The 18,007-nt window shown below is 65.3% G+C and carries 16 protein-coding genes; 8 read left to right on the top strand and 8 right to left on the bottom strand.

The window, feature by feature from the left end; translation table 11 throughout:
* Positions 1-17 precede the first annotated feature (17 nt).
* Positions 18-1,154, top strand: a complete 1,137-nt coding sequence (gene dapE / locus WG908_RS03395) for a succinyl-diaminopimelate desuccinylase (protein ID WP_445326653.1) — start codon at positions 18-20, stop codon at positions 1,152-1,154.
* Here the strand turns inward: dapE and purN are convergent.
* Both purN and purM read right to left on the bottom strand, forming a co-directional pair.
* The gene (purN, locus tag WG908_RS03390; RefSeq protein ID WP_340185163.1) at positions 1,151-2,101 is read right to left on the bottom strand and encodes a phosphoribosylglycinamide formyltransferase; all 951 of its coding nucleotides are present in this window, start codon (positions 2,099-2,101) and stop codon (positions 1,151-1,153) included. The genes dapE and purN overlap by 4 nt on opposite strands.
* A gap of 93 nt (positions 2,102-2,194) precedes the next feature.
* Positions 2,195-3,286 carry a phosphoribosylformylglycinamidine cyclo-ligase gene (gene purM, locus WG908_RS03385; protein ID WP_340185162.1) on the bottom strand — a complete coding sequence of 364 codons (1,092 nt, stop codon included), beginning with the start codon at positions 3,284-3,286 and terminating at the stop codon, positions 2,195-2,197.
* Between the two features lie 90 nt (positions 3,287-3,376).
* Between purM and WG908_RS03380 the strand changes: the two genes are divergently transcribed.
* Genes WG908_RS03380 through WG908_RS03365 form a run of 4 tightly spaced genes read left to right on the top strand, consistent with a single transcriptional unit; the run spans position 3,377 to position 8,949 of the window.
* Positions 3,377-4,654, top strand: coding sequence for a heavy-metal-associated domain-containing protein (locus tag WG908_RS03380; RefSeq protein WP_340185161.1), 1,278 nt, complete (start codon positions 3,377-3,379; stop codon positions 4,652-4,654).
* Complete coding sequence (locus WG908_RS03375) at positions 4,651-5,277, top strand: P-loop NTPase family protein (RefSeq protein ID WP_340185160.1); 627 nt, start codon at positions 4,651-4,653, stop codon at positions 5,275-5,277. The genes WG908_RS03380 and WG908_RS03375 overlap by 4 nt, the downstream gene beginning before the upstream one ends.
* Before the next feature lie 17 nt (positions 5,278-5,294).
* Positions 5,295-7,430: an RNA degradosome polyphosphate kinase gene (locus WG908_RS03370; RefSeq protein ID WP_340185159.1), complete on the top strand. Its 2,136-nt coding sequence runs from the start codon at positions 5,295-5,297 to the stop codon at positions 7,428-7,430.
* Positions 7,431-7,434: 4 nt separating this feature from the next.
* A complete protein-coding gene (locus WG908_RS03365) occupies positions 7,435-8,949 on the top strand; it encodes a Ppx/GppA phosphatase family protein (RefSeq protein ID WP_340185158.1) in 1,515 nt (504 codons plus the stop codon).
* Here the strand turns inward: WG908_RS03365 and WG908_RS03360 are convergent.
* Genes WG908_RS03360 through WG908_RS03335 form a run of 6 tightly spaced genes read right to left on the bottom strand, consistent with a single transcriptional unit; the run spans position 8,927 to position 14,854 of the window.
* Positions 8,927-9,376: a Na+/H+ antiporter subunit G gene (locus WG908_RS03360; RefSeq protein WP_340185157.1), complete on the bottom strand. Its 450-nt coding sequence runs from the start codon at positions 9,374-9,376 to the stop codon at positions 8,927-8,929. The genes WG908_RS03365 and WG908_RS03360 overlap by 23 nt on opposite strands.
* Positions 9,373-9,642 (bottom strand): K+/H+ antiporter subunit F, encoded by a 270-nt coding sequence (locus tag WG908_RS03355; RefSeq protein WP_340185156.1) that lies wholly within the window; start codon positions 9,640-9,642, stop codon positions 9,373-9,375. Before WG908_RS03355 ends, WG908_RS03360 begins: the two co-directional genes overlap by 4 nt.
* Positions 9,639-10,130: a Na+/H+ antiporter subunit E gene (locus WG908_RS03350; RefSeq protein ID WP_340185155.1), complete on the bottom strand. Its 492-nt coding sequence runs from the start codon at positions 10,128-10,130 to the stop codon at positions 9,639-9,641. The genes WG908_RS03355 and WG908_RS03350 overlap by 4 nt, the downstream gene beginning before the upstream one ends.
* A 4-nt stretch (positions 10,131-10,134) precedes the next feature.
* Positions 10,135-11,658 (bottom strand): monovalent cation/H+ antiporter subunit D, encoded by a 1,524-nt coding sequence (locus tag WG908_RS03345; protein WP_340185154.1) that lies wholly within the window; start codon positions 11,656-11,658, stop codon positions 10,135-10,137.
* Positions 11,655-12,011 carry a Na+/H+ antiporter subunit C gene (locus WG908_RS03340; RefSeq protein WP_340185153.1) on the bottom strand — a complete coding sequence of 119 codons (357 nt, stop codon included), beginning with the start codon at positions 12,009-12,011 and terminating at the stop codon, positions 11,655-11,657. Before WG908_RS03340 ends, WG908_RS03345 begins: the two co-directional genes overlap by 4 nt.
* Entirely contained in the window at positions 12,008-14,854 is a 2,847-nt protein-coding gene (locus WG908_RS03335; RefSeq protein ID WP_340185152.1) for a monovalent cation/H+ antiporter subunit A, read from the bottom strand. The genes WG908_RS03340 and WG908_RS03335 overlap by 4 nt, the downstream gene beginning before the upstream one ends.
* 475 nt (positions 14,855-15,329) lie before the next feature.
* On the opposite strand from WG908_RS03335, the gene WG908_RS03330 reads away from it, so the two are divergent.
* From WG908_RS03330 to WG908_RS03320, 3 genes are all read left to right on the top strand, one after another.
* The gene (locus WG908_RS03330) at positions 15,330-16,280 is read left to right on the top strand and encodes an SDR family NAD(P)-dependent oxidoreductase (protein WP_340185151.1); all 951 of its coding nucleotides are present in this window, start codon (positions 15,330-15,332) and stop codon (positions 16,278-16,280) included.
* A gap of 370 nt (positions 16,281-16,650) precedes the next feature.
* Positions 16,651-17,757, top strand: a complete 1,107-nt coding sequence (locus WG908_RS03325) for an integrase arm-type DNA-binding domain-containing protein (RefSeq protein ID WP_340185150.1) — start codon at positions 16,651-16,653, stop codon at positions 17,755-17,757.
* A gap of 35 nt (positions 17,758-17,792) precedes the next feature.
* On the top strand, positions 17,793-17,984 hold the full coding sequence (locus WG908_RS03320; RefSeq protein ID WP_340185149.1) for a helix-turn-helix transcriptional regulator: 192 nt from the start codon (positions 17,793-17,795) through the stop codon (positions 17,982-17,984).
* Positions 17,985-18,007: the final 23 nt, after the last annotated feature.

Below are 18,007 nucleotides of genomic sequence, written 5' to 3'. Positions count from 1 at the left end.
CGCTAACGCATGTGCCCATGACCAGCTCCGTTGCCGACCCGGTGGCGCTCGCAACGCGCCTTATCGCCTGTCCATCCGTTACTCCCGCGCGGGGCGAGGTGTTTGCCGCGCTGGAAGCGATGCTGGTGCCGCTGGGTTTCGCGGTCGAGCGGTTCATCGCCGGCGAAGCGCCCGATGGGCCGGTCGAAAATCTGCTGGCGCACCGCACCACCGGGGCCGGGGCGCATTTCGCCTTTGCCGGCCATCTGGACGTGGTTCCGCCCGGCAGCGGCTGGACCGGCGATCCGTTCGTGCCTGAAGTGCGCGGCGATTTGCTCTATGGCCGCGGCGCGGTGGACATGAAGGGGGCGATCGCCTGCTTCGTCGCGGCGCTGGCTGGCCTGCCCGAAGACCTGTCCGGCACGATCAGCCTGATCATTACCGGCGACGAGGAAGGGCCGGCGGTGCATGGCACGCTGGCGCTGATGGAGCGGATGGCGGCGCGCGAACTGTGGCCCGACCTGTGCGTGGTCGGCGAACCGACGTCGGTCACGCGCCTGGGCGACATGGTGAAGATCGGTCGGCGCGGATCTGTGAATATGTGGATCAGGGTCGCCGGCGCTCAGGGCCATGTCGCCTATCCGCATCTTGCCGACAACCCGATCCCGCGCCTGATCCGCATATTGTCGGCGATAGACGCGCTCGTACTGGACGAAGGGACCGACTGGTTCCAGCCGAGCAATATCGAGATCACCGATCTGGAGGTCGGCAATGTCGCGCATAATGTGATTCCGGCGGCTGCGACCGCGCGCATTTCGATCCGCTTCAACGACCGGCACAGCGGCGCGGCGCTGGCCGAACGGATCAGCGCGCTGGCGGTGGCCGAGGGCGGGACGGTGGAGGCCAGGATCAGCGGCGAGCCGTTTCTGACCGCACCGGGGCGGCTGTCGACGCAGGTGTCCGACGCGATCATGGATGTGACCGGCCTGAAGCCCGAACTGTCGACGAGCGGCGGCACGTCCGACGCGCGCTTTCTGGCCCGGCTGTGCCCGGTGGTCGAGTTCGGGCTTACCAACGCGACGATGCACAAGCTGGACGAGGCGGTGGCGATTGCCGACCTGCATGCGCTGACCGCGATTTACGGCGCGATCGTGCGGCGCGCGCTGGCGGGCTAAAACTCGTCCGCTGCGTCGATGAGCGAAGTGAGCTTGCGCGGAGCGACCTCGCGCCAGCTTTGCGCCAGGCGCTGCGCGATCAAATCCCAGTCCGTGTCGCCGCCTGCCAGGCGAATGCCGACCCAGTCATTGCCGAAATAGGCGGGGCGATAATAAAGGTCGGGATCGCGCTCGATCAGCATCGCCTGTTCTTCCGGCGCGGTCGTCTTGACGATGACGGCGATGACGCCGTCGCCATGATGGTCGTGCGAGAAATAGGCGAACTTCTTGCCCTTTGTAATGCCAAAGCAGGGCATGCCGTGGGAAATGGTCTCGTCCGCCTGCGGCAGCGCGAGCGCATGGGCGCGGACCTGGGCGAGCAACCATTGCGGCGATCGTTCGCGCATCACGAAATCGGCGAGCGTGCGGCTGTAAAGCTGATGTTCGGCTATCAGGATGCGCGCGGCGAGCGTATCGGCGGTGTCGCCGGGCAGGATCGCGACCGGCGTCTGCCCCAGCACCGGGCCATCGTCGAGCGCGGCGGTGACGATATGAACCGAGCAGCCCGCATGCGTGTCGCCGGCGTCGAGCGCCTTTTGATGCGTATCGAGGCCCTTGTACTTGGGCAGCAGGCTGGGGTGGATGTTGAGCATCCGGTTGTCCCATTGCGCGACGAAGCCAGGCGAGAGCAGGCGCATATAGCCCGCGAGCGCAACATATTGCGCGCCGGCCTTGCGCAGTTCGGCGTCGATGATCGCGTCGAATTCGGCACGCTTCATGCCGACATGGCTGTGGCCGAAGGTCGCGATTCCCTCTGCGGCGGCGAGCGTCAGGCCGGGTGCGGCCGGATCATTGGCGGCGACCAGCACGATTTCATAAGGACAGTCTTGCGCCTTTGCGGCGTAGAGCAGCGCGGCCATGTTGGACCCGCGACCGGAAATCAGGACTGCGACTTTGGCTTTGGTCATGAATCCCATCCCCGTTCGGTTCGAGCCTGTCGAGAACGCCGCGCTCCGTTATCGACAGGCTCGAACCGAACGGAGGGAAGAGGGGGCAGGCCGTCAGCCCAGATGCGTCGCGCGCCAGTCCGCTTGCGCGCTCCAGCTTTCGGCCGAACCAAAGACGGTGCAACCCTTTTCGCCCGCCTCTACCCTGCCGAGGCTCACCACGGTTTCGCCGGCTGCTTCGAGCGCGGTGGTCACGCCCGCGACATGGCTTTCGTCGACCGCCAGCACCATGCCGACGCCGCAGTTGAAGGTACGCGCCATTTCCTCCGGCTCGATCTGCCCCTGCGCCTGGAGGAAGGCCATCAGCCGCGGCTGTTCCCATCCGTCGGCATCGACCATGGCATGGCAGCCCTGCGGCAGCACGCGCGGGATATTTTCGAGCAGGCCGCCGCCGGTGATGTGGGCAAGCGCATTGATCATCCCCGCGCGGACCAGCGGCAGCAGGCTTTTCACATAAATGCGGGTCGGCGCCATCAGCGCGTCGATCAGCAGCACTTCATTGTCGAACAGCGCCGGCCGGTCGAGCTTCCAGCCCTTGTCGGCGGCGAGCCGGCGAACGAGGGAAAATCCGTTGCTGTGAACGCCCGACGAGCCAAGGCCGATCAGCACGTCGCCCGCCTTCACCCGGCTGCCGGTCAGCACCCTGCTGCGTTCGACCGCACCGACGCAGAAGCCCGCAAGATCATAGTCGCCTGGCGCGTACATACCGGGCATTTCCGCGGTTTCCCCGCCGATCAGCGCGCAGCCGGCAATCCGGCACCCTTGGGCGATGCCGGCGATCACGCGCTCGGCGACGCCGCTTTCCAGCTTGCCGGTGGCGTAATAGTCGAGGAAGAACAAGGGTTCGGCCCCCTGAACGATCAGGTCGTTGGCGCACATGGCGACCAGATCGATGCCGACGCCGTCATGCCGGTCATGGTCGATCGCCAGCTTGAGCTTGGTGCCCACGCCGTCATTGGCCGCGACCAGCAACGGATCGTCATAGCCCGCCGCCTTGAGGTCGAAAAAGCCGCCAAACCCGCCCAGTTCGGCATCGGCGCCGGGGCGGCGCGTTGCCTTTGCCAGGGGGGCGATGGCGCGCACCAGCGCATTGCCCGCCGCGATGTCGACGCCAGCCTTGGCGTAGCTGTAGGATTCTTCGCTCATGGCCTGTGCGCCTAGAGCAAAGCGACGCGAAAGTGAAACGTCCAATTAGGATGCTTGGCATATGCAGCGAATCCCGCCAAAAGAGCGCCCGTGAATTCCGCCCCGCCATCTTCCCGCCCTTTCCTGCCGATCTCGCGCTTTTTGCGCGCGCTCGCGCGTCCCGGCCAGATATTGATCGCGATTGCGATCGGCGTCGCGGCCGCAGGCCTCTATGCCCAGATGGAAGGCGAGCGGGGCGTCCCCCCCATCGCGAGCGGCGGCGATTTCGAGGTGAGCGGGGTCAAGGTCGATGTGTTCGCCAAGGATGGCGACAGCGCGCGCGAGGCCGGCTGGCGCCTGGCGCAGCGGCAGGCGTGGCGGATGCTGTGGGCGCGCACCCATGGCGGCGCGGGCGCGCCGGCGCTAACCGATTCGCAACTGAGCGCGATGGTTTCGGGCATCGAGATTCAATATGAACAGCCCGGACCCAATCGGTATATTGCGACGCTGGGCGTGCTGTTCGACCGGGCGCGGACCGGACAATTGCTGGGCGTGAGCGGGCAGACATTGCGATCGCCGCCGTTGCTGGTCATCCCGGTCCTGTGGGACGGCGGGTCGGCGGTCAGCTACGAACGCACCAACGAATGGCAGAGGGCCTGGGCGCGATACCGCACCGGCGAAAGCGCGATCGACTATGTCCGCGTCGCCGGATCGATCGCCGACCCCATATTGCTGAACGCCGGCCAGACCGGGCGGCGCGGGCGGCTGTGGTGGCGGGTGCTGCTCGATCAATATGGCGCTGCCGACGTGGTCATCCCGATCGCGCGGCTGGAGCGGCAATGGCCGGGCGGCCCGGTAACGGGCAGCTTCACCGCGCGCTATGGTCCCGACAATATGCTGCTGGGCGGGTTCAAGCTGCGCGCATCGGCCGACAGCGCGATCCCGGCGATGCTGGACGAAGCGCTGCGACGAATCAACCAGATCTATGTGGCCGCGCTCAACGACGGGCGCCTGCGCCCCGATCCGTCGCTGATCATCGAGGAGCCGGTCGATCCCGCCACGCTGGAAATGGAAAATGCGTCCGAGTTGCCGATCGAAAGTCTCGACCTGCCCGGCGCCGCCAGCAGCGCCACCAGCTTTTCGATCCAGTATGAAACCCCGGACGTGTCGGCCATCGGCCAGGCCGAAGCGCTGGTACGGTCGATCCCCGGCGTGCGGTCGGCCGCGACCAGCAGCCTGGCGCTGGGCGGCATGTCGGTGATGCAGGTGAGTTTCGAAGGGTCGGTCGAGATGCTGCGCACGGGGCTGGCGGCGCGCGGCTATAGCGTCACCGCATCGGGCACGACGCTGCGCATCGCTCGCCGGACGGCGACGAACGGGGCACCATGAACCAGATCGGCCTGCCGTTCGACTGGGCGGGCGGCGGCGAGCGCGACGAATTCCTGCTGAGCGAGGCCAATGCGCTGGCGGTTCGCCACCTGGAACAATGGCGCGACTGGCCGGTGATGACCAGCATATTGACCGGCCCGCCCCAATCGGGCCGGTCGACGCTGGCCCGACATTTCGCCCGCGCGTCCGGTGGCGAGGTGATCGACGAGGCTGAGGGCGCGGACGAACATCGGCTGTTCCACGCCTGGAACCGGGCGCAGACCGAGCAGGTGCCATTGCTGTTGGTGGGACGCCGCTCCCCGCAAAGCTGGACGGTGGCGCTGCCGGACCTGCGTTCGCGGCTGGCGGCCGCGCCGCATGTCGCTATCGCCGAACCCGACGAGGCGCTGGCCCGCGCGCTGATCGAGCAGCGGCTGGCGGTTGCCGGCACCGCCTTCACGCCGGATCTGGCCGACTGGCTGCTGCGCCGGATCGAGCGAAGCTATGGCGCGATAGCGACCGTCACCGGGCTGCTGAATGGCGATGCACTGTCATCGGGACGCAAGATTTCGACCGCAAGAGCGAAAGAAGTCCTGCAAGGCGCGGGATTTTTGCCTATAGTCCAGCCTGACCGACCCTTCTGAAAAAAGCGAGCGCGTCCTTGGCCGAAGCCGATCCCCTTTCCCTGACGCTGACCGGCGACCGCTATTTCAATCGCGAACTGTCCTGGCTGAGCTTTAACCAGCGGGTGCTGGAAGAAGCGATGAACCGCGCTCACCCGCTGCTGGAGCGGCTGCGCTTCCTGTCGATTTCCGGGGCCAATCTCGATGAATTCTTCTCGGTGCGGGTCGCGGGGCTGAAGGGCCAGCAGTTGCAGGATGTCGACCTGCGGTCGATCGACGGGCTGACGCCGGGGCAGCAGCTTGCCGCGATCACCGAGGAATCCGCCCGCCTGATGAGCGCCCAGCAAAAGGTATGGGGCATATTGCACGGCGAAATCGCTGCGGCGGGAATAGAGGTCATCGGCGCCAGTTCCGACATCGACCAGGCCACGCACGACTGGCTGTGCGAGCATTTCCGCACCCAGATATTCCCGATCCTCACCCCCCAGGCGCTCGACCCGGCGCATCCCTTTCCCTTCATTCCCAATCAGGGCCTGTCGATCGTCTTCGACCTGGAGCGGCTGTCGGACAAGCAGCCGATCCGCGAACTGGTGATGATCCCTTCTTCGCTGGCCCGCTTCGTGCGGATACCCGGCGAAACGGTGCGCTACATGGCGCTGGAAGCGGTGATCCGCCGGATGTCGGGCGAACTGTTCCCCGGTTACAAGGTGCGCAACAGCGGCGTGTTCCGCATCATCCGCGACAGCGACATCGAAATCGAGGAAGAAGCCGAGGATCTGGTCCGCTATTTCCGCAGCGCAATCAAGCGGCGGCGGCGAGGCCGGGTCATCCGCATGGAGATAGAGGAGCGCATTCCCGAACCGGTCGAGGAAATGCTCCAGGACATGCTCCAGGGGCATGAGGCGATCATTGCCGAGGTCGAGGGCTTCGTGGGTATCGGCGACCTGGCGGGACTGGTCGACGAAGATCGGCCCGACCTCAAGTTCGAACCCTATGCGCCGCGCTTCCCCGAGCGAATCCGCGAATATGGCGGCGACTGTTTCGCCGCGATCCGCGCCAAGGACATCGTTGTCCACCACCCCTATGAAAGCTTCGACGTCGTCATCGCCTTCCTGAAACAGGCGGCCATCGACCCCGACGTCGTCGCGATCAAGCAGACGCTTTACCGCGCGGGCAAGCAGTCGGGGGTCATCCGCGCGCTGATCGACGCCGCCGAAGCGGGCAAGTCGGTGACGGCCGTGGTGGAGTTGAAGGCGCGGTTCGACGAGGAGCAGAACCTGTTGTGGGCCAGCGCGCTGGAGCGGGCCGGGGTGCAGGTGGTCTATGGCTTCATCGACTGGAAAACGCACGCCAAGATATCGATGGTGGTGCGGCGGGAGGGCGAGCAGTTCCGAACCTACTGCCATTTCGGCACCGGAAATTATCATCCGGTGACGGCGCGCATCTACACCGACCTCAGTTTCTTCACCGCCGATCCGCGTTATGGCCGCGATGCCGCCGCGCTGTTCAATTACATCACGGGCTATGTCGAACCGCAGGGCCTGGAAAAGCTGGTCATGTCTCCGCGCGATCTGCGCAACAGCCTGTGCGACCTGATCGAAGCGGAGATCGCCCATGTCCGCGCCGGGCGGCCGGGCACGATCTGGGCGAAGATGAATTCGCTGGTGGACCCGGCGATTATCGAAAAGCTCTATGCCGCCAGCAATGCCGGCGTCCAGATCGAACTGATCGTGCGCGGCATATGCTGCCTGCGGCCCGGCGTTCCGGGAATGTCGGAAAATATCCGGGTGAAATCGGTAGTCGGTCGCTTCCTGGAGCACAGCCGCATCACCGTGTTCGGCAACGGCAAGCCGCTGCCCAACAATGGCGCGCGGGTATTCATCAGCTCGGCCGACTGGATGCCGCGCAATTTCGACCGGCGCGTCGAATTCCTGCTGCCGGTCGGCAATCCGACGGTGCATGACCAGATTCTGGACCAGGTGATGGTCGCCAACCTGATGGACACCGAACAAAGCTGGGAGCTGGAAAGCGATGGTCATTACCGACGGCTGGAACCGGGCGAAAAGCCGTTCAACCTGCACCGTTATTTCATGACCAACCCGTCGCTGTCGGGCCGGGGCGCGGCGCTCGACAGCGTCGTCGTGCCGACGCTCAGCCTGCGATTGCGGGCCTGAACCGATGGCATCTATGTTGAACCGGGTTCGCGTGATCGCGCAGACGATGGCGACCACGCCCGAAGCCGCAGCCGCGCGCAGCGCGATCATCGACATCGGATCCAACAGCATCCGCCTGGTGGTGTATGACGGGCCGCGCCGCATCCCGTTCATCCTGTTCAATGAAAAGGTGATGGCGGGGCTGGGAGCGTCGCTGGGCCGTACCGGGCAAATCGAACCCGAAGCGATGGAACGCGGCCTGCGCGCGCTCGCCCGCTTTGCCCATCTGTGCCGCGAGATGGCGGTGGACAATGTGCGCTGCGTCGCCACCGCCGCCGTGCGCGATGCCACCAATGGCCAGGATTTCATCGCTCGCGCCGGCGCCATGGGCCTGACGGTCGAATTATTGTCGGGATCGCAGGAAGCGATCGCCGCGGCGCGGGGCGTATTGTCGGGCATTCCGGGCGCCGACGGCATCGTCGGCGACCTGGGCGGCGGCAGTCTGGAGCTGGCGCGCATCCGCGACGGGGCGGTGCATCAGACGATTTCGCTCCCGCTGGGTGTGCTGCGCCTGCCGGAAATACGTGGCCGCGGGCGCGGCGCGCTGGAACGACAGGTCAGGAAGATGCTCGACAAGGCGGGATGGCGTGCGTCGCCGGACCTGCCCTTTTACCTCGTCGGCGGATCATGGCGCGCGCTGGCCCGCTTCGACATGCAATTGACCAGCTTTCCGCTGCCGGTGGTGCATCAATATGACATGCCCGCCAGCCGCGCCGAGCAACTGACCCGAATCGTGTCGCATGTCGGGCGCGCGCGGCTCAAGGATATCCCGGCGATGACCGGGTCGCGCGTGCCCACCCTGCCCGACGCGGCGGCGCTGTTGTCGGTGGTTGTGCGCCAGTTGCGCAGCGAACGGCTGGTCGTGTCGGCCTATGGCCTGCGCGAGGGGCTGCTGTTCGAGGAGCTGTCGCCCGAGATCCGCGATCAGGACCCGCTGCTGGTCGCCGCCGAGGCGGAGGGCGAGGCGCAGGCGCGGTTCGCCGGGCACGGCGATATGATCGAACGCTGGATCGCGCCGATCTTTCAGGACGATGCCGGCGCGTGGCGGCGCATCCGCAGGGCCGCGTGCCTGCTCGCCGATGTCGGCTGGCGCGCCAATCCCGATTTTCGCGCCGAACGTGGCGTCGACATCGCGCTGCATGGCAACTGGGTCGGCATCAGCGCGCCGGAACGGGCGATGCTGGCGCAGGCGCTGCACAGCAATTTCGGCGGCGGCGCGACCACGCCCGCCCCGCTCGAAAAGCTCGCGTCGCCCGACATGCTGCGCCGCGCGATGCTCTGGGGGCTGGCCATTCGCCTGGGCCAGCGCCTGTCGGGCGGGGTAGAGGGGCCGCTGGCGACCGGTCGGCTGGATGTCAGGGATGGCGTGTTGACGCTGGCGCTGCGCGATCGCGATGTCGATCTCTATGGCGAAGCGGTGGAGCGGCGGTTGAAGCAGCTGGCGCAGGCGATGGGCGTCAAATGTCGGATGGTGGGATAGCGGAAGCCCCGCGCCCTGCCGGGTTGGCGGAAGGCGCCGCCGATTCCGGCTCCCAGAATGTTGCCCAGCCGGTATCGGCCCCCGGTTCGGGCAGGTCTTCCTCGATACCGTCCGCCGCGTCATCGTCCAGCCGCCACCGCTGGCGGTGAAGATGGGCCTTGGCGATCATGTTCGCCGACACCGGCGCGGTGATCAGCAGGAACAGGGTGACGAGCAATTCATGGGCTGACCATGTCGCGCCTATCGCCGGAAAATAGAGCATCGAGGCGATCAGGCAGCCGCCCACGCCCAGGGTGGTCGCCTTGGTCGGGCCGTGCAGCCGCGTCATCAGCGAGGGCAGGCGAACCAGCCCCACGCTGCCGATCAGCGCGAACGCGCCGCCCAGCACGATCAGCGACGCGATGGCGATTTCGGCGACCATGTTCATTCGACGATGTCCCCGCGCAGGAGGAATTTGCAGTAGGCGGCGGTGCCCACGAAGCCCACCATGGCGAGCAGCAGGGCGGCCTCGAAATAGGTCGTGCTTGTCCGATGGATGCCCAACAGGATGATGAGCGCGATCGCATCGATCACCATGGTGTCGAGCGCCAGGATGCGGTCTCCGCGTGTCGGCCCGGCGAGCAGGCGGAACAACGCGAGCAGAAAGGCTGCGGCCAGGCAGGCGAATGCGATGGAAAGGGCAAGTCCGATCATCGGAAAATCCTTTGCAGCCGCGCCTCGTAGCGTTGCTTGATACGGGCGACTTCGGCGGTGGCGTCGGCCACGTCGAGCGCGTGGACCAGCAGGAACCGGCCATCGGCGGACACATCGGCGGACACCGTGCCGGGGGTCAGGCTGATCGTACCGGCAAGCACGGTGATCGCTTCGGTTGAGCGCAGTTCCAGCGGGATGACCAGCCAGCGCGAGCGCAGGTCACGGTTTTGCCGGAACAGGATGATCCGGGCGACATGAAAATTGGCGATGACGATATCGCCGATCACCACGGCGCAATAGTCGACGATCGGCCAGCCGAAATGCAATCGGGGCCGGTCCGGCCAGAAGGGCGCGGTGAAGATCGGGATCAGCGTGCCGAGCAGGGCGGCGAGGAGCAGGCCGCCGATGCTGATGCTGTTGAGCATCAGCATCCACACGATGACGAGCAGCACGGTCAGGCCGGGATGGGGGAAAAGCCGTCTCAGCATCGCTTCATCCACCCCCGCCCTGGCCGAGCACGGCGTCGATATAGGCTTGCGGCGTGAACAGCTGGGTCGCGGCCATGTCGGCAAAGGCGGTGGCGGGGCCGGCGGCGATGACCAGCACGGCCATCAGGACGATGACCGCTGCGCCCGGCAGCAGTTCGGCGGCGTGGACTCCCCCCACCGCCGGCCGCGCCGCTTGCCCGTTCGCGCTGCTGTTCCAGAACAGGGTGCTCCCCGTGCGGGCCAGGCCGATGATCGCGATCAGCGTGGTGACAAGAATGGTCGTCCATATCCAGCCTGCGGCGGCATGGGCGGCCACGGCGTCGAGGATCAGCAGCTTGCCGATGAACCCCGACAGCGGCGGCATGCCCGCCAGCGCGATCGCGGCGAGCAGGTAGAGCAGCGAAATCCCTTCGATATCGGCAAAGCGCGGCCCCACGGTGATGGCATCGCCCTGATCGGCGCGGCGACGGGCGACCAGATCGGCAACGAGGAACAGGAGCGCGCCGGCGAACGTGCTGTGGGGAAGATAATAGAGGGCGGCGGCCATCGCGCGCGGCTCGAACAGCGACACCGCCACCAGCAGCGTGCCGGTAGACCCGGCGATGCCGAACGCGGCCTGTTCACGCAGCCCCCGCGCCGACAACAGTCCGATAAAGGCGATCAGGACGGTGAGCAGCGACGCCGGCAACATCCAGCGCGCGGACATCCATGCAAGTGGCCCCGCCCCGGCGCCGAAGATCAGGACGGTCACGCGAATGAGCGAATAGACGCCGACCTTGGTCATGATCGCGAACAGCGCGGCCACGGCGGGCGCGGTGCTGGCATAGGTGCGCGGCAACCACAGGTGCAGCGGCAGCAGCGCCGCCTTGAGCGCGAACACCACCATCAGCAACAGCCCGCCCGCGCCCGCAAGGCCCCGATCCCCCGGCGGCAGGGTCGCCACGCGCTCGGCCATATGCGCCATGTTGAGCGTGCCGGTCACACCATAGAGAAGGCCGATGCCGATCAGGAACAAGGTCGAACCCACCAGGTTGATCACAATATACTGGACGCCGGCCCTGAGGCGACTGGCCCCCTGGCCGTGGAGCATGAGGCCGTAGGAGGCGATCAACAGGACTTCGAAGAAGACGAACAGGTTGAAAAGATCGCCGGTCAGGAATGCGCCGTCGATCCCGACCAGCAGGAATTGGAAGAGGGGATGGAAATGCCATCCCCTGCGGTCAAGGCCCGTCAATATGGCATGGCACAGGATGACCATCGCCAATATTGCCGTCAGCAGCAGCATCAGCGCCGAAAGCCGGTCGAGCACCAGCGCGATGCCAAAAGGGGCGGGCCAGTCGCCAAGGGCATAGACCAGGATCGTGCCGTCATATGCGCGCATGAACAGCGCCAGGGCGATCAGCAAAAGCATCGCGCAGCCCGCGAGGCCGAGCGCGGCTGCAAGCCAGCGTTGCCGGCGGCGCAACAGCAGCGACAGCGCGGCGACGATCGCGGGCAGGACGATGGGAGCGACGATCAGGTCGGTCATGCCTCGCCCTCATCGCGCTGGTCGTCGACCAGACCGTCGACCTGATCGGTTCCGGTTTCGAGATAGGTTCGCAGCGACAGGACAACGACGAGCGCGGTCATGCCGAAGGAAATGACGATAGCCGTCAGCACCAGCGCCTGCGGCAGGGGGTCGGCATGGTCGACCAGACCCTTGGCGTAAAGCGGTGGACGATCCACCACCAAGCGGCCCATCGCGAACAGGAAGACGTTGATGGCATAGGACAGCATCGCCAGCCCCAGAACCACCGGAAAGGTACGGCCGCGCAGGCAGAGATATATGCCCGCCGCCGTGAGCACGCCAACGGTGCTGGCGACCAGAAATTCCAGGCTCATCGTGCCGGCACCCGCGAACGGCCGGGATCGACATCCATGGCATGTTCGGTTCTGGCATCCTTTTCGGCCCGCTGCGCGACATGGCTGAGTTCGGCGAGCGCCAGCATCACCGCGCCGATGACGGTCACGCCGACGCCGACATCGAATGCCATGGCAGTGGCCAGCTCGAAAGTGCCGATGAGCGGCAGGCTGAAATAGCCAAAGGCGCTGGTGAACAACGGTTTCCCGAACAACAGCGCGCCGAGCCCTGTCGCCACGGCGATCAGGACTCCGCACGCGATCATCGCATGTTCATCGACCTGCCGGCGATGGTCGGTCCAGTCGAAGCCGGAGGCGATATATTGCATCAGGATCGCGATCGACACCACCAGCCCGGCGATGAAGCCGCCGCCCGGCAAATTGTGACCGCGCAGGAAGATATAAACGCCCACAAGCAAAGCGAGCGGGAGCAGCAACCGGGTCGCCACGACGAACATCATCGGATGGTGCTCGGGCGAGCGCACCAGGTCAGGCATCCATTGCAAAAGTCGCCGGCCCGAAGCGCCGCGCGTCGCGGTCTGAAGCAGCGCGAAGATGGCGAGCGCGGCGATGCCGAGCACGATGATTTCGCCGAACGTGTCGAACGCCCGGAAATCGACGAGGGTGACGTTGACGACATTGGTGCCCCCGCCGCCCGAATAGCTGTTGGCCCAATGATGGGCGGAAATAGGGTCGTTTGGTGGACGGGTCATGACCGCCCAGGCGAGAAAGCCCGCGCCGCATCCGCCCGCAGCGCCCAGCGCTCCATCGCGCAGCCGCAGCGCCGTGCAACTGAGGCGCGAGGGATGCTTGGGCAGCAGGTTGAGCGCCAGCAGCAGGAGCAGGATGGTGACGATTTCGACCGAAATCTGGGTGAGCGCGAGATCGGGCGCCGACAGATAGATGAAACCGAGCGAGACGATGAGGCCGATGACGCTGATATAGATCAGCGCGAAGTAGCGTTGCCGTTGCGCGCGGATGACCGCCACCGTCGCGGCGATCAGGGTGAGCCAGCCGATGATCGCGACGGGTGACGCTGGCAGCGTCGGGCGCTGACCGGCGGCGAAACCACCGGTTGCCAGCCCCGCCGCGCCGGCAGCGATCGCCACGACGAACAATACGCCCAGATAGCGCTGGAGCGAGCCGTTATGGATGGCGCGGGTGATCCGATCGCTCACCGTCACCAGGATAGCGACGCCAGCGTCGAACAGCGACTGGGCCACAGGGAGGGGAAGCCCGTCCCATCGGCGCAGGATCGGCGCATAGCCCGCCAGAATGAGCGCGCCGGCAATGACCGCCATGACGCTCAACCCCAGGGCCGGGGTGAAGCCGTGCCAGAGGCTGATCGCGAAGGCGGGGGGCGGCGCGCCGATGACGGCCCCGGCCGCAGCCTGTACCAGGTCGCCAGCAATCAGCATCGGAAACAGGCCGAGGGCGATTGCGCCGCCGACCAGCAATGCCGGCGGCCCCCACAGGCCCGGCGGGGGATCATGCGGCGCGAGCGCCGTTTCGCTGCGCCGCCGGCCAAGGTAAATATGCACGGCGTACCGCAGCGAATAGGCGACCGACAATGTCGCCGCGATCGTCGCCAGCAGGGGCACCAGCCATTGGGTGCCCAACGTCGTGCGCGCGGCCTGCTCCAGCATCATTTCCTTCGAGAGAAAGCCGCCGAGCGGCGGCAATCCCGCCATCGACGCGCACGCGAGCAGCCCCAGCGTCGCCGTGATCGGCATCAACGTCGCCAGGCCGCCGAGCAGCCGGGCGTCGCGCGTGCCCGTTGCGTGATCGACGATGCCCGCATTCATGAACAGCGCCGCCTTGAACAGCGCATGGTTGAGGATGTGTAACACCCCCGCCACCGCCGCCATCGGCGTGCCAAAGCCGAACAGCATCGTCAGCAGGCCAAGCTGGCTGACGGTCGAATAGGCGAGGATCGCCTTGAGATCATGCTTGAACAGGGCGATCAGCGCGCCCAGCAGCATGGTCACAAGGCCGGTGGTGGCGACGAGATAGAACCACAGCTGCGTGCCGGCGAGCGCGGGCCACAACCGGGCCAGCAGGAAGACGCCCGCCTTCACCATCGTCGCGGAGTGGAGATAGGTGCTGACCGGGGTTGGCGCAGCCATCGCGTGGGGCAGCCAGAAATGGAAGGGAAACTGCGCCGATTTGGTGAAGCAGCCGATGAGGATCAGGACCAGCGCGAGGGGGTAGAACGGCGACGCCTGGATCAGCGCGCCACTGCGCAGGATGCCGGCCAGTTCATAGGTGCCGGCGATCCGGCCGAGCAGCAACAGGCCCGCGATCAGCGCAAGTCCGCCGCCGCCGGTCACCGCCAGCGCCATGCGCGCGCCCTGCCGCGCTTCGGCCCGATCGCGCCAGAAGCCGATCAGCAGGAAGGATGACAGGCTCGTCAATTCCCAGAAGATGAGCAGCAACAGGACATTGCCCGACAGCGCAATGCCGAGCATCGCCCCCTGGAATACAAGCAGACAGGCGTAGAAGCGCCCCATCGGATCGCTCGGATCGAGATAGAATCGCGCGTAGATGATGACGAGCAGGCCGATGCCGAGAATGAGGCCGCCAAACAGCAGCCCGAGCGCGTCGAGAAACAGGCTGGCCGACAGGCCAAGGCCGGGGATCCATTCGAGCGTCGCCGACACCGTCCCGGCCGCAAATATTGCGGGCGCATGAGCTAGCAGAAGCAGTAGCGCGGCACCGGTGATGATGCCCGCCGCCATCGCCTGCGTCGTTCGGCCGGCGCGTGGCATGCTTCCCACAAGCACCGCGCCCAGGAACGGCAGGAGAGAAAGGAGAAACAGCGACATTGACAGCTCCGACTTGCGGACGAACATCCGCGCGGGGCGGTTTGCTGCCGCAGTCCGCGCAGGACCATGGGGGCAAGATGGGATCGTGCCGACCCTCGGCGCCGGCCCTTGCCTCTATGCAAGGTCGGGCATGGTCGGGCAAGCCTTTCCGCCCGGCATTCCGCCGCAGGCGGGCCGTGCATCGCGCAGATAGCGGCTTTCGCATTGTCCGCCGCTGACCCATGCTTCGCCGCGTCGACGCGCACCGATCCGTCAGGTCCGTTGATCGGCTGGCAAAAAATGGCTCGTGAAGAAAGGATGAAGGATGTTCAAGGTCATCTGATTTGATGCAGCGGATGATAGCCGAGGACGAGAGCCGGTTTCTCGATCCGCACAAGCGCGCTATCGTCATCCTGGAAGTGCATGAAACCACGTTCGACCGAGGCGCCGGCGTGGATAATGGCAGTCGATCGAGCACGAGAAGAGAGAGGACCAGATGGACTATCAGATCGAAAAGGATCAGACGACCGACGACGTGCTTGGCGACATGGACCTGACGGGCAAGCGGGTGCTGCTGACCGGCGCGGGCGCGGGGCTGGGGCTGGAAACGTGCCGGGCGATGGCGGTGCGTGGTGCCGAGGTGATCGGCGCGGTACGCGATCCGGACAAGGCCCGCGCCGCGATTGCGCAGCTTGCGGGCGATGCGTCGGGCAGCGTGGAACTCGTCAAGCTCGACCTTGCGTCGCTGCAAAGCGTGCGGCAATGCGCCGACGCGCTGCTGGCCAAGGGGGCGCCTTTCGATGTCATCATCTGTAACGCAGGAGTGATGGCCACGCCGCAAGGCAAGACCAGCGATGGCCATGAAACCCAGTTGGGCATCAATCACCTTGGCCATTTCCTGCTGGTCAACCTCCTGGTTCCGCTGCTCCGTTCGGGTTCGCGCGTGATCATCCTGTCGTCGATGGCGCATCGGCTGGCCGACATCGACCTGGACGACCCCAATTTCGAGCGTCGCTCCTATGACGCATGGATGGCCTATGGCGCCGCCAAGACCGCCAATGTCCTGTTCACGGTCGAACTGGACAAGCGTTTGCGCGATCGCGGCGTCCGGGTGGCCGCCGTGCATCCGGGCGTGGTCACCGACACTGCGCTGACGCGCCACATGAGCCGGGAAGATTATTCCGCGTTCGTCAATGCCGAACGCGACATCCACCACCGCAACAAATCGATTCCCGAAGGCGCGGCGACCACGGTCTGGGCCGCGTTCGTGGCCCCGGCGGACGACGTCGGCGGTCGCTACAGCCAGGATTGCCAGCTGTTCGACGTCAATGATTCGCAGGTCGTGTCCAACCATGGACCCCGCGCCTACGCACTCGATCCGGACCGTGCCGCGAGGCTGTGGACCATCAGCGAACAGATGGTGGGCCAGTCCTTCGATTTCGCGTGATGATTTCACTGGGGCTCGTGGCTCCCGCCGTCTTTGCGATGGGGGAGCCACATAATCCGCACGCGCCATGTTGACGATCCGGCCATCGTCGTGGCATTGGGCGAGTACCTCGCGGCGGCGGCTGTATAATGGCCCGCGATCTGGCGAGGCTCTGGCGCTGAAAGACGGCAGACATGCGGGTATGGCTCAATGGTAGAGCACTAGCCTTCCAAGCGTGGCATTTAGCTGCTCAAGCAATCTCATAGCTTCTCAAAATGCTTGTAAGTCAAACACTTACTGGCATTTTACCTTCTCATGTGGCACATAGTTTCTGGCTCCTATTCCTCGCATTGCGGAGACAGATTGGAGACAGATTGTGCCAAATTTGCATTTGACCGATATCGCCGTTCGCGCCCTCAAGGCGTCCGAAACCTACGTCACCTATTGGGATACGACAACGCCTGGCTTTGGCGTTCGCGTGGGCAAGCGTTCGAAGACGTGGACCGTCATGCGGGGGCGAACCCGTGAACGCCTGTCGATCGGCAAATATGGCGAGTTGTCGCTGTCCGACGCGCGAGCGGAAGCTAAGCGTCTGTTGGCAGAACCCGCGAGCGGCCCGAAACCCGAAACCAAAACCGTCAAAGACGCTCGGACGGAATTTCTCGCGGAGCACTATAGCGGCTCGACGAGCGGCTGGCCCCACATCGTGAAGCTTGTTCTCGGAAAATATCTGAAGACGATCGAGCACAAGCAGTTGGTGGACGTCACTGATGGGGACATTCGCCGCGTTCTGGACAAGCTGTCGGATCGTCCGGGCCAGCAGCTTCATCTATACCGGATGGCTCGAACCTTTTTCTCGTGGTGCTGCCGCCCGCCCCATCGATATCTCAAACACTCGCCCATGGAGGGCTATCCTCCTCCCGGAAAAGATCGCAAAGGCACCCGCGTTCTGTCGGACGACGAACTCAAGGCGGTCTGGAATGCCACCAATTCTGGATCACGTCTCATCGTTCGATTGCTGATCCTGTGGGGAACACGCAATGGCGAAACCTGCGTCCTTCGTCGCGACTGGCTTTCGGACGGCGTGCTGACGATCCCTGGCGCTAACACCAAGAATGGGAGGGATCACGGTATCCCCGTTTTGCCCTTGGCTGCGAGCGTCCTTGCCGAGCGTCTCCATGATGGCGACTTCTATTTTCCTGGCCGCCACACCAACAAAAAGGCGTTGAACCCGTGGAGCTTGCACGCGATCCTCGATGCGATCCAAAGGGAAACCGGTACAAGCGGTTGGACTCTGCGTGATATTCGACGCACGTTCCGTTCAAACATGGCCCGTCTAAAAGTGCCGAGAGAGGTCTGCGAAGTCCTCATCAACCACGCACCGCCCGTGCTTGATGAGATTTACGACCGATACGACAGGCTTGACGAAAAGCGGGATGCACTGGCCCGCTATGAGGCATTTGTGTTACGCTTGCTCGCCCAGGGACAAAACACCTGAGCGTCGCGACGCTCCCAACACGGGAGTTAGCGACAATGAGACTGCTATCGAAGAAGGACGTTCGTCACCGGGTTCTCTACAGCCCTGCTCATATCGCCCGCCTTGAAGCCGCAGGACAATTCCCCAAGCGGGTACGTCTGGGCGTCGGAAGGGTTGGGTGGGTCGAGGAGGAAATAGAGGTCTGGCTCCGCGAACGCATTGCCCGACGCGATGCATCCGGCTCCTGATGGAGCTTTGGGCCGGTGGCACC

Origin of the sequence: Sphingobium anseongense (assembly GCF_037725245.1) — a bacterium.
Taxonomy (GTDB): Bacteria; Pseudomonadota; Alphaproteobacteria; order Sphingomonadales; family Sphingomonadaceae; genus Sphingobium.
Note: the sequence above shows the minus strand (reverse complement) of the source record. Positions and strands in the feature narration are given on the sequence as shown.

Bases quoted from the DNA above. Each gene is read 5' to 3' on its own strand.
- dapE (WP_445326653.1), top strand. From the start codon at position 18: ATGACCAGCTCCGTTGCCGACCCGGTGGCGCTCGCAACGCGCCTTATC.
- purN (WP_340185163.1), bottom strand. From the start codon at position 2,101: ATGACCAAAGCCAAAGTCGCAGTCCTGATTTCCGGTCGCGGGTCCAAC.
- purM (WP_340185162.1), bottom strand. From the start codon at position 3,286: ATGAGCGAAGAATCCTACAGCTACGCCAAGGCTGGCGTCGACATCGCG.
- WG908_RS03375 (WP_340185160.1), top strand. From the start codon at position 4,651: ATGAACCAGATCGGCCTGCCGTTCGACTGGGCGGGCGGCGGCGAGCGC.
- WG908_RS03365 (WP_340185158.1), top strand. From the start codon at position 7,435: ATGGCATCTATGTTGAACCGGGTTCGCGTGATCGCGCAGACGATGGCG.
- WG908_RS03360 (WP_340185157.1), bottom strand. From the start codon at position 9,376: ATGAACATGGTCGCCGAAATCGCCATCGCGTCGCTGATCGTGCTGGGC.
- WG908_RS03355 (WP_340185156.1), bottom strand. From the start codon at position 9,642: ATGATCGGACTTGCCCTTTCCATCGCATTCGCCTGCCTGGCCGCAGCC.
- WG908_RS03350 (WP_340185155.1), bottom strand. From the start codon at position 10,130: ATGCTGAGACGGCTTTTCCCCCATCCCGGCCTGACCGTGCTGCTCGTC.
- WG908_RS03345 (WP_340185154.1), bottom strand. From the start codon at position 11,658: ATGACCGACCTGATCGTCGCTCCCATCGTCCTGCCCGCGATCGTCGCC.
- WG908_RS03340 (WP_340185153.1), bottom strand. From the start codon at position 12,011: ATGAGCCTGGAATTTCTGGTCGCCAGCACCGTTGGCGTGCTCACGGCG.
- WG908_RS03335 (WP_340185152.1), bottom strand. From the start codon at position 14,854: ATGTCGCTGTTTCTCCTTTCTCTCCTGCCGTTCCTGGGCGCGGTGCTT.
- WG908_RS03330 (WP_340185151.1), top strand. From the start codon at position 15,330: ATGGACTATCAGATCGAAAAGGATCAGACGACCGACGACGTGCTTGGC.
- WG908_RS03320 (WP_340185149.1), top strand. From the start codon at position 17,793: ATGAGACTGCTATCGAAGAAGGACGTTCGTCACCGGGTTCTCTACAGC.